Annotated in this window: 13 protein-coding genes; 7 read left to right on the forward strand and 6 right to left on the reverse strand. The window is 61.1% G+C overall.

The genetic code is table 11. The features are described 5' to 3' along the window. Positions 1–114: 114 nt before the first annotated feature. From ETAA8_RS00220 to ETAA8_RS00245, 6 genes are all read right to left on the reverse strand, one after another. On the reverse strand, positions 115–4,023 hold the full coding sequence (locus ETAA8_RS00220) for a DUF1592 domain-containing protein (RefSeq protein ID WP_145083142.1): 3,909 nt from the start codon (positions 4,021–4,023) through the stop codon (positions 115–117). A 61-nt stretch (positions 4,024–4,084) separates the two neighbouring features. After that, positions 4,085–5,128 carry a hypothetical protein gene (locus ETAA8_RS00225; RefSeq protein ID WP_238397641.1) on the reverse strand — a complete coding sequence of 348 codons (1,044 nt, stop codon included), beginning with the start codon at positions 5,126–5,128 and terminating at the stop codon, positions 4,085–4,087. A 259-nt stretch (positions 5,129–5,387) separates the two neighbouring features. Next, the gene (locus tag ETAA8_RS00230) at positions 5,388–6,743 is read right to left on the reverse strand and encodes a hypothetical protein (RefSeq protein ID WP_202921460.1); all 1,356 of its coding nucleotides are present in this window, start codon (positions 6,741–6,743) and stop codon (positions 5,388–5,390) included. After that, a complete protein-coding gene (locus ETAA8_RS00235) occupies positions 6,740–8,098 on the reverse strand; it encodes a DUF1552 domain-containing protein (RefSeq protein WP_145083146.1) in 1,359 nt (452 codons plus the stop codon). Before ETAA8_RS00235 ends, ETAA8_RS00230 begins: the two co-directional genes overlap by 4 nt. A gap of 30 nt (positions 8,099–8,128) precedes the next feature. Continuing rightward, the gene (locus tag ETAA8_RS00240) at positions 8,129–10,558 is read right to left on the reverse strand and encodes a DUF1592 domain-containing protein (protein ID WP_145083149.1); all 2,430 of its coding nucleotides are present in this window, start codon (positions 10,556–10,558) and stop codon (positions 8,129–8,131) included. An 85-nt stretch (positions 10,559–10,643) separates the two neighbouring features. Next, positions 10,644–11,318, reverse strand: coding sequence for a FadR/GntR family transcriptional regulator (locus ETAA8_RS00245; RefSeq protein ID WP_145083151.1), 675 nt, complete (start codon positions 11,316–11,318; stop codon positions 10,644–10,646). A 112-nt stretch (positions 11,319–11,430) separates the two neighbouring features. On the opposite strand from ETAA8_RS00245, the gene ETAA8_RS00250 reads away from it, so the two are divergent. The 7 genes from ETAA8_RS00250 (at position 11,431) to ETAA8_RS00280 (ending at position 19,109) form a co-directional block, all read left to right on the forward strand. Then, positions 11,431–12,396 carry a C-terminal binding protein gene (locus tag ETAA8_RS00250; protein ID WP_145083154.1) on the forward strand — a complete coding sequence of 322 codons (966 nt, stop codon included), beginning with the start codon at positions 11,431–11,433 and terminating at the stop codon, positions 12,394–12,396. Beyond that, on the forward strand, positions 12,393–13,316 hold the full coding sequence (locus ETAA8_RS00255) for an NAD-dependent epimerase/dehydratase family protein (protein ID WP_202921461.1): 924 nt from the start codon (positions 12,393–12,395) through the stop codon (positions 13,314–13,316). The genes ETAA8_RS00250 and ETAA8_RS00255 overlap by 4 nt, the downstream gene beginning before the upstream one ends. Then, the gene (locus tag ETAA8_RS00260; RefSeq protein ID WP_145083161.1) at positions 13,313–14,380 is read left to right on the forward strand and encodes an Ldh family oxidoreductase; all 1,068 of its coding nucleotides are present in this window, start codon (positions 13,313–13,315) and stop codon (positions 14,378–14,380) included. The genes ETAA8_RS00255 and ETAA8_RS00260 overlap by 4 nt, the downstream gene beginning before the upstream one ends. Positions 14,381–14,395: 15 nt before the next feature. Then, positions 14,396–15,208: a fumarylacetoacetate hydrolase family protein gene (locus tag ETAA8_RS00265; protein WP_145083164.1), complete on the forward strand. Its 813-nt coding sequence runs from the start codon at positions 14,396–14,398 to the stop codon at positions 15,206–15,208. Continuing rightward, positions 15,205–16,923: a cyclase family protein gene (locus tag ETAA8_RS00270; protein ID WP_145083167.1), complete on the forward strand. Its 1,719-nt coding sequence runs from the start codon at positions 15,205–15,207 to the stop codon at positions 16,921–16,923. Before ETAA8_RS00265 ends, ETAA8_RS00270 begins: the two co-directional genes overlap by 4 nt. A 70-nt stretch (positions 16,924–16,993) precedes the next feature. Next, the gene (locus ETAA8_RS00275) at positions 16,994–18,286 is read left to right on the forward strand and encodes an MFS transporter (RefSeq protein ID WP_145083169.1); all 1,293 of its coding nucleotides are present in this window, start codon (positions 16,994–16,996) and stop codon (positions 18,284–18,286) included. Further along, the gene (locus ETAA8_RS00280; RefSeq protein ID WP_145083172.1) at positions 18,276–19,109 is read left to right on the forward strand and encodes an SDR family NAD(P)-dependent oxidoreductase; all 834 of its coding nucleotides are present in this window, start codon (positions 18,276–18,278) and stop codon (positions 19,107–19,109) included. The genes ETAA8_RS00275 and ETAA8_RS00280 overlap by 11 nt, the downstream gene beginning before the upstream one ends. The last annotated feature ends 2 nt before the right edge of the window (positions 19,110–19,111 follow it).

Consider the following 19,111-nt stretch of genomic DNA (forward strand, 5'->3'; position numbering starts at 1 on the left):
GTTTCAGTCGGAGCCAAGGGGTGTATGTTGAACGATGGGCAGATCTTTGTACGACTGACTTCCAGTCCGTCGATCGGCGCAACGGACTAGAAGTCCGTCGTACCTGTTGCCGCTTTAGGGGGGCGTGGCGGCATCGGCACTTGTCGGTCGAATGCAGCGAAACTGCTCGCTGCGAACAATGACGAGCAGGGCATCCGACCAGCGGCCGCCGCTGGTCATGGTCTTGGTCACTTCGTCTACGAGCTTGCGGTCCGACGTCATCACGGCTCGGCCCAGCGCGTAGCCCGTCAGCTTGCGGGCGAGTGTCCGCAACAGGTCCTCGCGGCGCGGTCCGGCGAAGTAGTTCCGCAGACCGACGATGTCCTCGATCTCGGTGCCGTCGCGGAGCGTTCCTTTGGTGTCGCCCGGCTTCAGCTCGCTGGCGGGCCGCAGTCGGCCGATGGCGTCGAAACGCTCCAGCGTCATGCCGTAGGGATCGATGCGGACGTGGCAACCGGCACATTTCGGGTCCGCACGATGACGCTCGGTGATCTCGCGCACGCTAAGGCCAGCGGGGGGCGTCTCTGGCAGTGGCGGCACGTCGGGCGGGACTTTGGGCAGCCGCTCGCCGAGCACTTGCACCAGCCACGCCCCACGCTTGATCGGGCTCGTACGCGCGGCCGCCGATTGCTTGGCGATCACCGCGCCGAAACCGAGAAATCCACCACGCCCGTAGGCGGAAACTTTCTCGACACGCCTCCACTCCGAACCAGTCACACCGGGAATGCCATAGTGCCTAGCAAGGACATCGTTGATAACCACCGCGTCGGCGGCGATCACGTCGGCGACCGGGCGGTCGTTCACCAACAGATCCTCGAAGAACCGCACCGGCTCCTCGGCCAACGCGTCTCGCAACATCGGAGTGAACTCGGGGAAATGCTTCAGGCTTCGGCCGTGATTGGTGACGAAGTCCCGCACACCCAGCCAACGGGCACCGAACTCTTCGGCCATGCCGCGCACGCGAACGTTCTTCAACATGCGGCGGAGTTGCTCCTCCATGACCGCAGGCTCGTGGAGTTTCGCGGCCTTCGCCCTCAGCTCGTCGTCGGGGATCGAATCCCAGAGGAGGAAGCTCAGCCGCGTCGCCAGTTCATCGCCCGAGACCGGCTGCCAGTGCGACCCCGGCGCAGGCTGTTCCACCCGATACAGAAACCACGGCGACGAGAGGACCCGGGCCAGAGCGGCACGGAACGCTGGATCATGTTTGGCACCCTGGGCACGGTCGGCGCGGTAGGACGCGAGAATCGCCTCGCGTTCGTCGTCGGCTAGCGGCCGGCGCCAGGCGCGCGCGGCGAAGGCGAGCAGTGCCTCAAGGTGCCTCGATTCCGCGGCGACCTGAGTCGCGAGAAAGGCTTTCTCCTCCCGTTTGATCTGTTCCTCGAACAGCTGGATGTAGAAGAACATGATCCGCGCGCCGTCGTTCGGCTTGCGGTAGTACTGCACGAGTCCCGCATATGCGATCGGAGTGGCGAGCGCTTGCTCGCTCACAAACTCCAGTTCGCTCCACAGTCGGTCGAGCTCAGCCCGGCCCGCCTCGTCGAGCAGGAGCCGACGCAACGGCTCGTCTTCGCGGCGGTACAAGAACACGCTCCCCTGGGCGTCTCGCGGGATAATCGGTTGAAACAGGACCGCCCGCGGAAAGAGGGCGCGAAACTCCGCAGCCGGTCGAGCCCGTTCGGCGGCCACACGCGGATGCACGATCTGCGCGGCATGCGGGTCGCCCACTTCAGCTTTGGCGACCGGCTCAGCCAATCTTCCGCCACCGCCCGTAGCAGCGATCAGGAATGCCTGAACGGCCGACGTCTCCGGGCTGGCTTCATCTAAGCTCACATCGGCGCGGAGAAACCGAGGCAGCGTCAGTGCCTTCTGCAACTCGTCTGGCAATTTTTTCAGATCGATGACGACCTCGGCGCCGGCAGCCGTGACCAGAGCGGACTTTGGCACCGGTCGCCCCTGCGGGTGCTGACCGAATTTGAGTCCGGAGGCCTGCTCAATGGCCGCGCCCAATTCGGGATGCTCCGCAAACACCAGCGGCGGACCGTCACCACCTTCCAGTCGCAGCCGGTCCCAGATCACGAAGGTGTCGGGTTGAGCTGGCAATGCGACCATGCGAAAGAGCGGCTCACGGGCGGCGCCTTGGACCCGCTCGCGAGCGACCACGCGACGCAGATCCTCCCAGGCGGGAAAGCCATTGCCGACCGCGAGGGCCGCATTCTTCCCGTAGTTGCCTTGAAACAACTGGTCCTGCATGGCCTTGATCGCCGCCAAGACCGGTGCTGGATCGGTGGTAGCCTCTCGCCACTTTTCCCGGACAAGGGCGAGCATGTCGGGAGGCAGACCGGCGTCCGGCTGACTCGTGGGCACGCTGCCCAGATCAGCCAGTGCCTGCCCCAAGTCCGGAGCCGCGACATGCGACAGCTCGAACGAGACCCCATCACCACCGCTCGGGTGAGCATCGGCGACGCGACCCGCGACCGACAACTCACCAGCAATCGGACTCGTCCAGGCGATCGCCACGGGTCGTTTCTGTCCGGGATGCACGAAGACCGATCGTGCGGGCAATGTCGTCCATACTTTAATTGGTTCCGCAGCCGAGTTCACGAAGACCGAGGGTTCGGAACCGATGCTCCACGATTTCAGTTCGGGCCGTCCCGCGCTGCTGTCGCGCCGTTCGGTGAGGAACACCGGAGTGGACGTCGTTTCCAGAAAGCTCCAACGGGCCTCGTGCTTGTCCGACCACGGGTTCCCCTTCAGTAGATTGGGCACCAGATCGGCAATGCTCCAGGTTCGCTGATCGCCAGTGGTTTCGCGGATCGTCCATTCGACGAGCGTGCTGTCGGCCCCGTGATTTTCGTTCGGAAGCACGGTAAGGAGCAGCAGTTCGCCGCGTTGAACCGAGACCTTGCGCTCGAGAAGAACTGAGCCCGCTTCCGCGACTTTCGACTCCGCGAGGACACGTTTCGACGAGGCCCAGCGAGCCTCGATTGCCTTCTTGGCCGATTGGAAAGCCATCTGCCGCCGTTGCTTCTCGGCTTCCGCCTGGGCCGTTTTCTCGTACCACTGCTTCGACTGGGCAATGACTTCCGCAGGCGAGGCCGACTTGCCGTTGAGTCCCGCCCAAAGTGCCGCCAGATATGTGGCGTTGAGCTTTTCCTCGGCGGCCACCGCAGCGATGTCGGCGGCCCCCCCACGGGTGAGCCTATCGCGGTGCTTCAAGGTCGCCGCGAGATGCGCCGGTAGCGGCGGCTCTCCATTGGGTCCGGCATAGCGAGCGTGGAAACTGCGGAGCGGCTTGAGAGCCTCCTCAGTCCAATCCGGGCGTTCGGTGGAAGGGGAAAAGCGAAAACCGCCGGGCAGTAGCACTACTCGCGCGGCAACGTCACGAGCGGTCTGGTGATAGCGTTCTACCAGCTCGGGAGTGACCGGCATCGCGTCGCCGACGTTCGCAAACCCCTCTCCGCCAACACTGTCGGTGGGGAACTCACGAGCCCGCGTTGGCCATATGTCGACGCTGGTGAGATCGCGGATCGCATTGTCGTACTCGGAGTTGCTCAGCCGTCGCAGCGTCACCGGTCCAGGATCACCAGCCCGCGCGGCCGCTTCCGCATCGAGCGCCGCCGTGATCCAGCCCAGCAGTTGGTTCCGCTCGGCCGGGGTCGGCTGCGGCGCGTCCTTCGGCGGCATGTCGCCCAGACGCAAACGCTCGGCGACATCGCTCAGCACCTTGGGCTTGGCGACGATCGCCTGAGCCGAACCGAAGCTCGTGAGATCAAGGTCGTTGTCCGTGGGCATTTTCCCATGACACTTCTCGCAGGTCTTCACGAGCAGTGGCTGAATCTGCTTGGCAAACGATTGCGCAAGGTCGTCCGCACCGTGGGCCGATGCCGCGAAGAGCGTGAGACCCGCAAAGAGCGACATGACAGAAGGGTATTTACCGAGCCGTCGTACTCGAAAATCTCCACTGGCGGTTCGCGTGAGAAACATCAGACGTGCTCCAGATCGTGCTCGATGACTTCACATTCCCAATGGAATCTTGGCGGGTGGGTTAGTACTTCGGGAAGATGTCAGGGCTGGGGAATCGCTCCTCGAGGCTTTCTCTGAGGTATTCTTCACGAGACAGGTTGACCAGGGGCCAGCTCGTGGGTCGGACACGGACGACGCGCCCGGGGCGGATGCCTTCGATGATCTGGTCTGTCTCGAAACGAATCTGAATGCCGCTGCTGCCTAAGGGGGCGTCTCCAGGAAGCCGGGTGACATCCAGGATCGCTCCGCCAGAGGCCATGTGTGCGGGGCTGTAGTCGCCGTGGGTGTGCTTCAAGGTGTTCTCGACCGAGTTCATCTGCGCGGAGCTGCCAGCCTTGAAGTCTGCGTAGAGCGAGTTGTCCATGCCGCCAAACAATGTCGCGGTCACCTTCGCTCGGCCGAACTTGCCGTACTCGACGGCATCCACCCAGGCAGGCATCCAGCGGCTGCGGATCAGCGCTTTGTGTGCCTCGGTTTGATTCTTGGTGGCTCGTTGCAGAGCGGCATCGTCCAGCCAGATGTCCGAAACGTGATACCGCAGGAACACTCCGTTGGGCGTCGGCTCCCAAGTCAGCCCGAGCAGAACCGCCTGACCGTCCAGTGACTTCTTTCCGTTTGCAGGCCAGACGCCTTCTGTGATCAGGTCGTCGAGACTGAGACATTCGCGGCCGCGCCAGAATCGCGTTGCGGCGTTGAAGGTCAGCTTTTCCACGTTGGCTTTGCCGTCGCCACCGGCTTTGGGCTCACGAGTGGCCGCGATCAGCCCTTGATTCGCTTGAACCTCAACCTCCTTCAGCTTCCAAACCATGCCTTCTCGCAGGCAGAAACTGGGCTCGTCTTCGAGGAGCATGACGTGATTCTCCGCGGGCCGGTCGGGGTTCCCTTTCTGGAGAACCGGCACGGAAGAAACCTTCGGATCGGGGGGGAGGAATGCTCGCACATGCATGACGGTGCTGAGCGGGATGTCTCGAAGATCCGCCGGCGCTCCGTGATATCGCACGATGCCGTAAGGAAGCATCGCGAACGGATGCGGAGCATTGCGGAAGAACTCGCCGGGCGTTTCCACGCGAAGACTGCCACGCCGATTCGCATGGTCCACGAACGCCAGCACGCCTCGGTAAGAGAGTGCCTTTTCTAGCGCGGGAAATTTTCCAGGCTCGGGGCGGTATGGTTGTTCTTGGTTCTTGGTTCCTGATTCTTCGCTTCGAGCGATCGCCTGAAGCATCAACGAACCGACCAGCACCATCAACGAGCAACAAATCAAGAACCTCAAACGAGGAACCAAGAACCAAGAACCAGAAGCGAAGAGTTGTCTCATGTGTGGATCAGTATTTCGGGAAGATAGCTGGAGTGGGAAAACGCTCGTCGATGCTGGCGCCGTCGAACAGGTACTCCTCTCGGGGGACTTGCATCTTGGGCCAGCTTTCGGGGCGGACACGCACGACTCGTCCGGGGCGGATTCCCTCGATGATCAACTCCGTCTCGAACTGGATTTGGATGCCGCTGCTGCCGACGGGGGCTTCTCCGCTTGCCTGAGTGACATCGACGATCTTGCCATTGGCAGCGATGTGAGAGGGACCGTAGTGGCCGGCCGTGTGCTTCAACGTGTTCTCGGCTCCGTTCATTTGGGCTCCGGCGCCTTTCTGGAAGTCGGTATAGAGGGAAGGATCCATGCCTCCGAAAAGCGTCGCGGTGACAGTGGCGCGGCCGAACTTGCCATACTCAACCGCATCCACCCAGGCCGGCATCCAGCGACTGCGGATGAAGACTTTGTGCGTCTCGGTCTGGAATAGCGCTGCGTTTTGAATGGCAGCGTCGTCCAGCCAAATATCCGAGATGTGAAATTGGGTGAAAGCACCACTCAAACCATCCCCCGGCGCGGGCTTCCAGGTGATTCCGAGTTGGACTGCCTGCCCATCAAGGGATTTCTTACCACTGACGGGCCATGCTTTTTCTGCAACCAAATCCGCGACTCGAATTCGCTCGCGTCCACGCCAAATGCGAGTGGCGGCATCGAACGTCAATTCTTCTTCTTTAGAGTCGCCCGCTTCGGCAGACCTTTGCTTGCGACTCGCGATGATCTTTCCCGCGTTGTTCTTAAGAGTCACCTCGTTGAGCTTCCAAACCTTGCCCTCGCGCAGGCAGTGACTGGGCTCGTCCTCAAGGAGTAGCACATGGTTTTCGGCGGGGGCGGTGCCGGTGCCACGATAATGCCCCACATCTTTCTCCTTGTTGTTCACCGGCAGCACCGGCACAGCGGAGGTCTTTGGGTCCGGTGGAAGGAAATCGCGGACGTGCATCACAGTGCCGAGCGGAATGTCTCGCAGATCCGCCGGCGCTCCCTGATAACGCACGACGCCATAGGGCAGCATGGCAAAAGGTTGCGGATCGTTGCGGTAGAACTTCCCTGTCCCTTCGACACGAATACTGCCACGGCGGTTGGCATGGTCCACGAAGACGAGTTCGCCCCGATAGGCGTGCGATTTTTCGAATGGGGGAAACTTCCCCGCTTCGGGGCGGAGCGGCTGGGTTTCTGGCTCTTTGTTCTTGGTTCCTCGTTCCTGGCTAAAGGCGGGCGTCGTAACGAAGGACCAACACGCAAGCACCAAGAGCGAGGAGCGAACGAAGAACGACGAGCGAGAAACGAAGTCCCAAGAACTAAGAACTAAGAATTCGCTCATAATTCGATGACCTTGTTGCTATCGCCAAAGTTGTCGGTCTCGACTCCCATGCACTGAGCCATCAAGAGCAGCAAGTTGCTCATATGAGCATTCGGATTCGCGGGGCGGCTGCAGAGCGAGTAGTGCTCGCCGGGCTTGTCGAGCTGATAGCCCTTGAAATGACCTTGATTGAGGTCGAGATGGCTGCCGTGCTTCAGGCCGAGGTCGGAACCGCCGGCGAGGACCAACGGAAGATTGGCGTTGCCGTGGCTGTGGCCGTAGGACATGCCGCTGCCGAAGAGCGCCATCGTTGTCCCCAAGAGTGGCTTACCGTTGAGGTCTTTCGTCTCGGCGAGTCGCGTGAGGAAGTAGCTGTATTGCTCGATGGCGAACGTGTCGTAGTTCGTGAGCTTCTCCATATAGCCCGCATCGCCGCCGTGATGGCTGAGTTGATGGCGCGACTCGGTGATGCCGATCTCGGGAATCGCAAACGCATCCCCTTCGCCGCCGAGACTGAACGTGGCGACGCGCGTCAGGTCGGTCTGAAACGCGAGCACAATCAAGTCATAGACGGTGCGGAAGTAGTCGCCCGCTTGCGTGTGGGGGATGTCGCGATTGGTCCGTTTGCGATCGTCGTCGGCGATGGTCGGCAGCGGAGTATCAAGCCACGCATCGGCTCGTCGCGTGCGAACTTCGGCTTCTCGAACGGAAGTCAGATATTGATCGAGCCGACCTTTATCCGCCGCTCCCATCGTTTGTTCGAGCTTCCGCACTTCCGCGAGGTTGGCATCGAGCACGCTCCCTTTGCGGCGCAGTGTTCGTCGCTGGGCCGTCTTGCCGCCTTTCGGTTCTTCAAACAGCGACGCGAAGATCTCGCTGCAGCGACGCATCGAAGGCAACCGGACGCCATCCGCCGTCCAGCCAAGCGAATCTCCCGTGAGGGCGATCTCCATCGAGGAATAGCGAGTGTGCTTCGCGGTGATCTCGGCCATCTTCTGATCGACCGAGATCGTGTTCTTATCCGAAGGCCCGAGCTTCCCGCCGGTCAGCCACACCGAAATGCAATTGTGGTGGTGACTGAGAGCACCGGGATGATGCAGCCCGCTGATCGGCGTGATCACTTCCCGGTGCTTTTCCAACGGCTTAAGCGACCGCGAAAACTGGTAATCGCGTCCCGGTGTGGTGATCTGGTAGTTGAGCGAATGCACGCCGTTCGCCAGGTAGATGAAGGCACTGCGCTTCGGCGTTGCCACCTGTTGTTCCGCCGCTCGCAATGGAACCATGCACTCCAGGAACGGGAGCGAGATGCAGGTCCCCATCGCACGCAGCGCGTGCCGGCGGTCGATCAACCAGGACTGTGAAAGAAAGTGACTCATAAGTTTTTCCTTGAAAGGGATTGGTGTGATTCAGCGTTTGCGGAGTAAGTCGGACATCGCGACGGCGCGGATGATGTCTTTGACTCGGTACTGATTTTTCTTGGCTTCGGCTTCGATCAGCTTCAGGTCGTCTTGATCGTCGACGGTCAGCACTCGGCGCAGAGCGTAGGTGCAGAGGTGCTCGATGAAGGCTCGGGCGATTTGGGCTCGGTCTTGGATTAAGAGTTGTTTGAACTGCACGGAGTCTTTGAACGAGCGGCCGTCAGGCATCACACCGGAGGCATCCACGACGGGATTTTCACCGACGCCTGTGGGAACCAACTCGCGGGTTCGCCATTGGCCAACGGCGTCGTACTGGTCGAACGCCAGTCCCAGCGGGTCGATGTTGCGATGGCACGCAGCACAACTCGCGTTCTTGGCATGTGTTTCAATTCTCTGGCGGATGGTGATCTTGGTTCCCGTGGGCGGGATCGGTTCGATCGGATCGACGTTGGCTGGCGGCGGCGGCGGGGTCTTGTTGAAGATCGCTTCGCTGAGCCACACGCCGCGATGCACCGGTCGATGGCGTGTGCCATCCGACGTCAGGCCGAGCACCGCGCCCATCGTCAGCAGTCCGCCGCGATGATCTTCGGGCTTCAGCGCGACTCGTTGAAAGCCGCCGGTCTTCGGTTCGAGCAGTCCGTAGAAATCACAGAGCCGCGCGTTCGCCATCGTCCAGTCAGAATCAATGAAGCTGTCGACGGGCATGTTCTTGGCGAACATCTCGCGGAAGAACTCGACAGGCTCAACTCGCAGGCTGGTTTCGAGCCATGCGTCGTAAGTCGGATACAGCTTCTTGTCCGGCGGGAACATCCCGAGCCGATGCAGTTGCAGCCACTGCCGCACGAAGTCATTGATGAAGCGATTCGTCTTACCGTCGGCGAGCAACCGGTCGACTTCTTTCTTCAGCCCCTCGCCTTGCAGCGCTCCACTTCGCGCTGCCGCGAACAGCCCATCGTCGGGCATCGAACTCCAGAGGAAGTACGACAGCCGCGAGGCGAGTTCCGCATCGTTGAGCCGTTCGCGCGCGACCGGGTCGCCTTCCACGAGATAGATGAAGTGCCGCGATGTCAGCACGCCCTGCATCGCGACTCGATAAGCATCGGCAGGCTTCTCACCCGCGTCGCGCTCCGAACGATAAGCCTGTAAGTAATCTGACAGCTCATCCTTCTTGACTGGTCGCCGCCAAGCTCGTTCGGCAAAGCGATGCAGGTGCTCGGCGACGACTTCGATCGTCGGGTCATCGGGCGGCAGCAGACCGTTGCGTCGCGACTTCTCGGCGTCGGTTTCGAGCGGTCCTGCCCACTCGATCCAATCGAGCAGCACGGTCGAGAAGAGTCCGTTCCCCTTGCCATCGAACATCTGCGGAGCGTTCGGGGTCAGCAGTCTCGTCTCGCTGCTGTGCGTGAAGATGTAGCTGTTGCCGTTGAGTGCGTTGCGGAAGGCGGCACCGGCGCGGCGATCGACCACATCCGTCGAGACGACGCAGAAGTCGAGCGACATTGGCATCTCCAGAAACACTTCGAACTCATGCACCTGCGGGCTGTCTTCGGGAGCCGTGATGTCAAACTCGATGAGGCCATCGACGGTCTCTTCACCAGTTCGCTTGCCGATGCTGAGGTGCGCCGTCTGGCCGCCGATCGGACGAATCCCGCTCGCCTGAATGCGGACCTTGTAAAGCCCGCTGTGCTCCGGCCCGACCTTGCCAAACCAGTTCGCCGAGAGTGCGTTGTGAACGCTGCCGGGATAGAGCAGATAACGCAGCGGTCGCTTGATGCCGAATCGGTCCAGCGTTTCTTGCTGATTCTTGCCGCCGTTGTAACGCAGCTCTGCAGCCGTCTTGCGAATCTTGCGGGCATCGCCCGAAGTCACCGGAAAGGCACGGTCCAGCACGAGCCCCGCCGCTCGGTAGTAGCGATCGACATGCGACGGCGAGAGCGACAACTCCGAGCCAATCCGCTCGAACCCGTGCCACAGCGTGTCTTCATTCAACTCGCCGGGCTTCGTCGGGTCGTACCGCACGCCGAGCAGGTCGTAGACGGTGTTCTGATACTCCTTCCGACTCAGCCGGTAATGGGCCACAGCTGGGCGTGCCGCCATCCGCGCCGCTCGCCCTTCCTTCAGCCGCGCGTCGAGACTCGTCACGAACTCGGAGATCTCCGCCTGTGTCGGCTGCGGCTCTTTCTTCGGAGGCATCTCGCCGCTATTGATCTTGTCGAGGGCCTCCGCCCAGTGATGCGTATGCGCGCCCGACTTGAAATCGCGCGACAACCGATCGAGTCGGATGTCACCCTCTTCCTTCTGTGGTCCATGACATCGAAGGCAGTGCTTCTCCAGAAAGGCTTCAAACGGCTCGGCCGCGCTGACGGCGCTGCCGAACCCAAGGCAGGCGGCAAAAATCATCAATGTTCGGACAAGCATCAGATTTGGTTCCTTGCAGCTTTAGGTGAGGCCCAGCTTCAGGGCTGTTCGGGCACTCGATATTCGATGGTGGCAATCACGTGAATCATGGCAATCGCTCCTTGTGACTCTCGATGTGCTTCCGCAACTCGGCCGTCGCAGCAGCGACATGGCCTTTCGCCAGCTCATCCACAATGCGTTGGTGACTTTCGACGCCCCTCTGCCACTCGGCCTTCTTCACGCTCTCGCGGAAGCGTTGAAAGAAAACATGCAGTAGGTCGCCGAACGCGACGAGCGGTTGCAGTCCGCTTGCGTTCAGCAACGAACGATGAAAAAGGATATCCAACTCGATCCAAGTCTTCAGATCGCGCGCCGACCGAAACTGCTCGACGAGCTCCCGCAGTCGCGCCTCAATCGCCGGGTCATCCTTCATCCGTCGCGCGACATGCGGCAGCACTCCGGTTTCCAGAATCACGCGGCTGTCAATGAGCTGCTGCGGATCGGCCTCCAGCAAGCCGGCATGAAAGCTCAAATGCTCCGTGAGCCGTTCCATGTCGATGCGTCCGACCGTCAGCCCGACGCCGGTTTTCGATTCCACGATCCCGAGAAACTCGAGCGACTTGGTGGCTTCACGCAGGCTCAGCCGACTGATGCCAAACGTCTCCGCAAGCTGAGTCTCCGTCGGCAGTCGATCACCCGGCCCAAGCTTCTGGTCGACGATGTATTGCTGAATTTGACCAGCAACCTGATCGCGGACTTTGGGGCGACGAAGCGTTTGCATGAATTTCCTCCGGTACGATTGCGAGCCGCGAGCCTGGACGATAGATTATCAGACAATCAGATGCCGTGCAAGCCTCCCCCAGACCATTTCAGCCCCGAGGAGCAAGTTCGCCATGCCGACGGTCGCCATCACCGATTACTCGTTCCCCGATCTTGAACTCGAGCGGGCGATCCTGTCCGCCGCCGGATTCGAGTTACAAAGCGGAAACGACAAGCAGACTTCCGCCCTGAAATCGATCGTCGCTGAGGCCGATGCGGTCATCACGCAGTTCGCCCCGATCAACTCGGACGTCATCGGAGCCATGCAGCGGGCGAAGGTCATCGTTCGCTACGGCATCGGTTACGACAGTGTCGATGTGCAGGCGGCGCGCGAGCGCGGCATTCCCGTCTGCAACATTCCCGACTACTGCATCGATGAAGTTGCCGACCACACGCTGGCGTTCATTCTTGGCGTCACACGGCAGGTCGTTCCCAACACGTTGCACGTGCGCGACGGCAAGTGGGGACTGGCAACGCCGCTTGATCAACTGCGAACTCTGCGCGATCAAACCGTGGGGATCGTCGGCTTCGGTCGCATCGGGCGTGAAGTCGCAGCGCGACTTGCTCCGTTCAAGAGTCGCCGGCTGGTGTTCGACGCCTTCGTTCCGACCGAAGTCGTGCGAAACGCCGGTTGCGAACCGGTGTCGCTGGATGACCTGCTCGGTCAGTCCGACATCGTGACGCTGCACTGTCCTTCGACTCCCCAGACGAAAAAGCTGCTCAACGCGACTTCCATCGCGAGGATGAAGCCCGGATCTGTGGTCATCAATTTGGCTCGGGGCGATCTCGTCGACACGGCGGCCCTCGTCGCTGCGCTGCAATCCGGACATCTGGCCGGGGCGGCGATTGATGTCTGCGACCCGGAGCCGATTCCGACCGACGGTCCCCTACGTTCGCTTCCCAATGTCATCGTCGCTTCGCACATTGCGTCCGCGAGTCCAAAGGCCGTGCGGACGTTGCGCGAAACAGCGGCCCACATCGCGGTCATGGCATTGCGAGGCGAACCGCTGCCGAACGTGGTCAATGGAGTCAAACCGTGAGTCATTCGGTTCTTGTGACGGGCGGGAGCGGCTTTATCGGCACGTGGGTGCTGCGCGAGCTGCTGGAATCGGGAGCGCGCGCCGTCGCACTCGACGTTCGCCCGGCGACGGAGCGTTGGAATCGCGTGCTTGGCGACCGGGCAAAGGACGTCATCTTTTCCGACGTGTCGCTCACCGATCGCGACGGGCTGGCCGCACTGATGAAACAACACGACGTGTCGCATGTGATTCACCTGGCGGCGCTGCTCACCCCCGATTGTCAGCAAGATCCCTTTTGCGGCTGCCAAGTGAACGTGCTCGGCAGCACGGCCGTCTTTGATGCGGCCCGTCGCGTTGGTTCTGTTCAGGCGATTGCGTTGGCCAGTTCGTACGCGGTCTACGGCGATGGCGGGGCAGACGCATCTCAGCCGCCGATGTTTTACGGCGCGTTCAAGCAGTCGGTCGATCTGATTGCGGCTCAGTATTGGAGGCATTTCGGCCTGCGTTCGCTAGCCATTCGCCCACACGTTGTCTACGGGCCCGAGCGTGAAGCGGGGCTGACCGCGGGGCCTTCGCTGGCCTGTCGCGCCGCCGTGCGGGGAGCGCAATACGAGATTGGCTACAGTGGAACGGCCGGATACGACTACGTTGAAGATGTTGCCCGGGCCTTTGTGCGCGGCGCACTGGAATGCCCTCCGGGCGCCACGATCGCGGACCTGCCGAGCGAACCGGCAACCACCCAAGAGGTCGTGCAATGGATCGAGCGTTCGGCCCCAGAGTCGCGCGGCCGGATCACTGTTTTCGGCCCCCCTATTCCTTCGAACGTCCCATCGGAACCGCGAGACATACGTCAGGTTCTGCCTGGCTGGCAGCCGACTCGGCTCGCGGAAGGCATCGCGAAGACGATTGCTTTCTATCGAAACGCAGGGGGGACGGCATGACAAATCCAGTCGAGATTGGAAAGCTCGTTCATTTCGCCCGCTCGTGTTTCCAATTCGTTGGAATGAACGAATTGAATGCGAGCGAAGCCGCCGAGGCGCTGGTCGTCACCGACGCGATGGGTGTCTTCACGCACGGAACGAAGCTGTTGGCGGGATACCTCAAAAAACTTCAAGGGGGGGGCTACAACCCGACTGCTAAACCACGCATCGAGCGCGAAGGTCCGGGCTGGGCGATCATCGACGGGCAATCGGCGCTCGGCCAGGTTGGCAGCCTGTTTGCCCTGCGCACGGCTATTCAAAAAGCGCGACAGGTCGGAATCGCCTATGTCGGCCTGAGAAACACCGGACATATCGGAGCCGCAGGATACTACGCGGCACTCGCAGCGCGCGAGGGGATGATCGCGATGGCGACAGGAAACGACATTCCGAGCGTCGCGGCTCCCGGATCTCGCACCGCGGTCCTTGGCAGCAATCCGTTAGCGTATGCGATTCCCGTGGGCGACGGCGATCCGATTCTGCTCGACATCGCGACCGCAGCCGTCGCCGGGGGGAAAGTCTACGCGGCGATTCAACGCGGCGAGCCGATTCCAAACACCTGGCTCATCGGTCCCGAGGGACAGCCCACGACCGACGGCTCGCTTTATCCGAAAGACGCCGCGCTTGCGCCAATGGCCGGGCATAAGGGGTATGGTTTAGGGCTGTGGTGCGAAATCCTCTCGGCGATTCTCCCTGGCGGAAACATCACCTGGCAGGTTGGCAGTTGGATCTTCGACGAGCCTGGACGTCCCTCCTGGCACAACGCCTCGTTCACGGTGATCGACGTGGCCGCGATGTCGCCCATGGGCGAGTTTCAACAGCGAATGCGGCGTTTGATCGATGAGTTGCACGGCGCGCCCACGGCGAACGGCGTCGAGCGCGTGTTGCTGCCAGGCGAACGGGAGTGGAATAGCTATCGTCTCGCGCAAACGCAGGGCATCACCTTGCCGCCCGACGTTCAAGAAAAACTGAAGCAGGCGTCCGAGATGACCGGCGTTGCGCTTGGAGATTTCGTCATCACTCGATAGCCGTGGATCCTCACTATGAAAATCGTTCGATACCAAACCTCGACCGGCCAGATCGCAGACGGGCGACTTCACGCCGACGGACGCACCACGCGACTTGCCGGGGAGATTCTCGGCGAGCTGACCGACACGGGCGAACCGGCAGCCGTCGCGAAGATGCTGGCTCCGCTGGAGCCGCGAGACATCATCTGCATCGGCTTGAACTATCGAAAACACGCTGCTGAGGGTAACCAGCCGATTCCGGAATGGCCCGTTGTTTTCATGAAGAACAGCGGCACGCTCCAGCATCCGGGCGACCCGATCATCCTGCCGCGACGGCTCAAGAGCGACGCCGTCGACTACGAATGCGAACTGGCCGTGGTGATCGGCAAGGAGTGTCACAACGTTTCTAAGGCTGACGCCCTGCAGTATGTGCTCGGCTACACTTGTGCCAACGACGTCAGCGCTCGCGACTGGCAGATGAAGTACGGCGGCAGCCAATGGTGCCGCGGCAAAACGTTCGCCACGTTTTGCCCCCTTGGCCCGTGCCTCGTCACCCGCGACGAGATCCCGAATCCGAACGCACTCGGGATTCGGACGATCCTGAACGGCCAGACGATGCAGGACTGGAACACCAACGACATGATCTTCGATGTGCCGACTCTCATCGAATTCCTCAGCGGCAGTACGCGACTGGCTGCGGGGACCGTGATCTTGACGGGAACGCCGCACGGAGTCGGCGGCGCTAGAAAACCTCCCGTGTTCCTGCAACCCGGAGACAGCGTGACCATCGAGATCGAAGGCATCGGCTCATTGACGAATCCGGTTATCGCAGAAGGAGAATCAGCATGAGTTCAACGTTACCCCGGCTGTCCGCATCTCACTGGAACTGGTCCGTGCTGGTCGCCGTCGTCTTCGTGTTGAGTCACGGTGTCAACGCGTGGAGTGAGGAGCCGCGATTCATTGACCATTCGCTGCTGATCGCTCCGGAGTATCCCTGTACATGGCCGAGTCACCCATTTCCTCGCTTTGCCTTGATCCATCAGCGAACGATCGGACCCGAGTCGGCCTATAACATCGATACGCTGCTGATCGACGGCAACACGGGAACGCAGCTCGATGTGCCGCCGCACTCGGTCGCCCGGCCGGACCTGAAGCGAGAGAAGTCGGGGCCGCTCGGGCTGGCTTACACGGACAAGATCGAACCGTGGCAATTCGGCGGCGAAGCCTGTGTGGTCGATGTGCGCGATCTCCTGGATCAGGCGCCTAAGGGTGTCAGCCCGTTGGTCAAGCCGGCGCACATCGAGCGGTTCGAGAAACAGCATCGACAAGTTCGCTTCGGCGACGTCGTCTTGTTTCGCAGCGGCTATTCGGACAAGTACTACCGACCGCTGCCCGAAGGTCGCCGCTTCATCGCTGAAATTCTCGATCGCAAGGCACCCGGCTATCCCGATCCCGATCCGGAATGCATGGAGCTGCTTGGGAAACGAGGTGTGCTCACGCTCGGAACCGACAGCGCCAGTATGGGACCGCTGCCGGATCTTGCTGAACCCACACACTACGCGGGGCTCAAGTACGGAATGATCTGGACGGAGGGGGCGTCGAATCTGGGAGCGTTGCCCGCAACTGGCGCGTTCTATTGTCTGCTCGGTCCGAAACATAAAGATGGCCCTTATAGCGAAGGCCGTGCCTTTTCGATTGTCGGAGGCGACCTGCCGATGCGGCTCATCAACTCGTGTCGCAACAAGCGAGCCGTCGATCTGTCGCCGACACTCGCGCCCCAACGGCCACTCACGCATCCGGGCATCGGCACCGGCGATCATCGTCAGGTCTACTTGAAGATCGACTTCCTGTACTCCGAGTATCTCGACATGTGGCATCACGGCCATCTCATGGATGCCATGACCGGAACCCATCTGGTACCTCCCAGTTTCGCCCTGCCTGCTGCGGAGCTGCCGATTCCCTACGCCCCTGAGATTCGTGGTTGGCTGCAAGAGTACGAAAAGAAATACGGCCGACGCGGGACCAGTTCGCTGACAACCGAGCAGGTACCTCTCGACTGGACTTGTGGCGAGACACGAGTCATTGACGTCCGGTCGCTAGTGGGTTCGACCCAATCGACGAACTGGCCCGCATCGCCCGAGATTACCGTTGCACACGTAGAGGCTTACGAACGAACGACAAACCCATTGCGGCCCGGTGACGTCGTCATTTTTCGTACGGGACATAATGACCGAAATCTTCTGCCGCCGATGGACAATTCCGGAATGTGGATTGATCCGCTCCGCGGCAAAACCGAAGGCTGGCCCGCTCCAGGTCCCGACGTGATCGTTTACCTCAAGGAAAAGGGCATTCGCTGCGTAGCGAGCGATGCGCCCGACCTCGGTGGCGTCGACCCACGGCGGGCGCTGATGACGTATTGGGCACTGGGCAGCCGTGAGATGGTCGGCGTCGAGTTCCTGGTGAATGTCGACAAGATTCCCGCGAAGGGCGCCTACTTTCTATTTGTCGCAGTCAAGGTCCGCGATTGTCATGGCGGCCCGGGCCGCGCCATCGTGTTGTATTAGGTCTGCCTGTGGTCGAGTCGCCGAGCGACTCAGCCACATCGGTTGGTGACGCCCGAGATCAGAGAACCTCATGAACCAAGACCTCGAACAATCGACATTGCGGAGAGTGGCCTGGAGGATAGTGCCCTTCATCTGCCTGTTGTATGTGCTGAACATACTGGATCGCGCCAACGTCGGCTTTGCGCGGCTGGCCATGCAGGATGATCTGGGACTGACGAAGGCCATGTTCGATCTTGGCTATGGAATGTTCTACGTAGGCTACATTCTGTTCGAAGTGCCCAGCAATCTGCTGATGCGCCGCTTCGGTGCGCGCAAATGGATTGCTCGGATCATGATCACCTGGGGGCTCGTCTCAGCGGCCACCATGTTCGCCCAGGACGTTTGGACTTTCTACGGGCTGCGCATCCTGCTGGGCGTCGCCGAAGCGGGCTTTTTCCCGGGAATCATTCTGTACCTCAGCGATTGGTTTCCGGATCGTCAACGAGCTCGGATGACCGCCTTCTTCATGCTGGCGATTGGTCTGTCCAACGTGCTCGGCAATCCGCTGTCGGGCTGGATCATGGACCACTTCGACGGCATGAGCGGCTTGCATGGCTGGCAATGGTTGTTCCTTCTCGAAGGACTGCCGACGGCCGTCGTGGGCATTGCCGTGCTGTTCTACCTGGACGACTCGCCGCGCAGCGCTCGTTGGCTTTCCGACACACAGCGCGACTGGCTGATGAAACATATGGCCGAGGAAGACCGAGTCCGCCGACAGCAGCATGGCCCTGACAAATGGCATGCGATGTTGCAGCCACGCGTTTGGCTCTTGATCGCCATCTATTTCACCGTCGCGGTCGGTTCCAATGCAGGCGGCGCTTATTTTCCGACGATCATTAAGGAGCAATACACGCAGACGTCGAACTTTCAGATCGGATTGCTCACCGCACTGCCGCACCTGTGTGCGATCGTCGCCATGTCACTGGTCGGCATCAGTTCGGACCGGACAGGCGAGCGCCGATGGCACCTGGCCGGCTCGGCACTGATGGCGGCGATTGGTTGGAGCCTGGTGGCGTGGGGGCCGACGCCGTTAATCGCACTGGCCGGTTTGTGCGTGGCTCAGGCCGGCATGATGAGCATGCTGCCGGTGTTTTGGACGATTCCCAGCACGTTTCTTTCTGGAACCGCAGCCGCAGGAGGAATCGCACTGATTAACTCCGTTGCTAACATCGGTGGCTTTTTCGGAGCCACCATTTTGGGACAACTGGGTCTCTGGTCGATGGCAGGTATTCTGCTGGCTGGCGGCCTGATGACGGCAGCGACGATCCGTAATCCCATGCGTGTACGAGTGCCAATTCAAGGAGAAGCTTTCAATGAACGATGACCTCTTTTCACTCGCCGGCCGAGTTGCAGTCGTCTCCGGCGCAGCACAGGGACTAGGGCAAGCCACCGCGCTCGCGCTGGCTCAGCATGGCGCCGACCTAGTACTCTTGGATCGCAATCTTGCCGGAGCGGAGGCGACGGGCGAGAGAATTCGCGCGATCGGTCGGAGAACGCTCGTCGCTGGCACGGATGTCTCCGACCCGCTCGCCATTGCAGAACTGTTTCGGCAAGTCGACACTGCATTCGGACGTATCGATTTCCTGGGAAACATCGCCGGCGACGGGCATCTTTCCAAACCCGAAGACCTGACGATCGCCGACCTTCACCGCGTCTTACAAAACCTCGTCGTCGGACGGTTCGCGATGTGCCAGGAGGCGGGAAAGAGAATGCTGGCTCAGGGGCGCGGCTCGATCATGAATATCGGCTCGCTCGCCAGCTCGACGGCGCTGGGACGCGGACATATCGCCTACAGCATGGCGATGGGCGCGGTCCTTCAGATGACCCGCGAACTCAGCACGGAATGGAGCTACCGAGGCGTTCGCGTGAACTGTGTCACTCCGGCGCAAGTGGTCAACCCGAGCCTCGAAGCCCGCATGGCCACCGATCCGACTCTAGAAGGCCGGTTCCTGAAAGGGATCCCCGCCGGACGACTCGGCCAGCCGAAAGACATCATGGGCCTCGCGGTGTTCCTGGCTTCTGACAGTTCGGAATGGATCACCGGAGCCATCATCCCCATGGACGGCGGCAACATGGCCATGAACGCGGGTGGGACACCAGGTCATGAACAGCGTACCGTCCAGTCGTTTCGCGCGGAGAGCAAGTAGGA

This window comes from Anatilimnocola aggregata (assembly GCF_007747655.1).
In the GTDB taxonomy this organism is placed as follows: Bacteria; Planctomycetota; Planctomycetia; order Pirellulales; family Pirellulaceae; genus Anatilimnocola; species Anatilimnocola aggregata.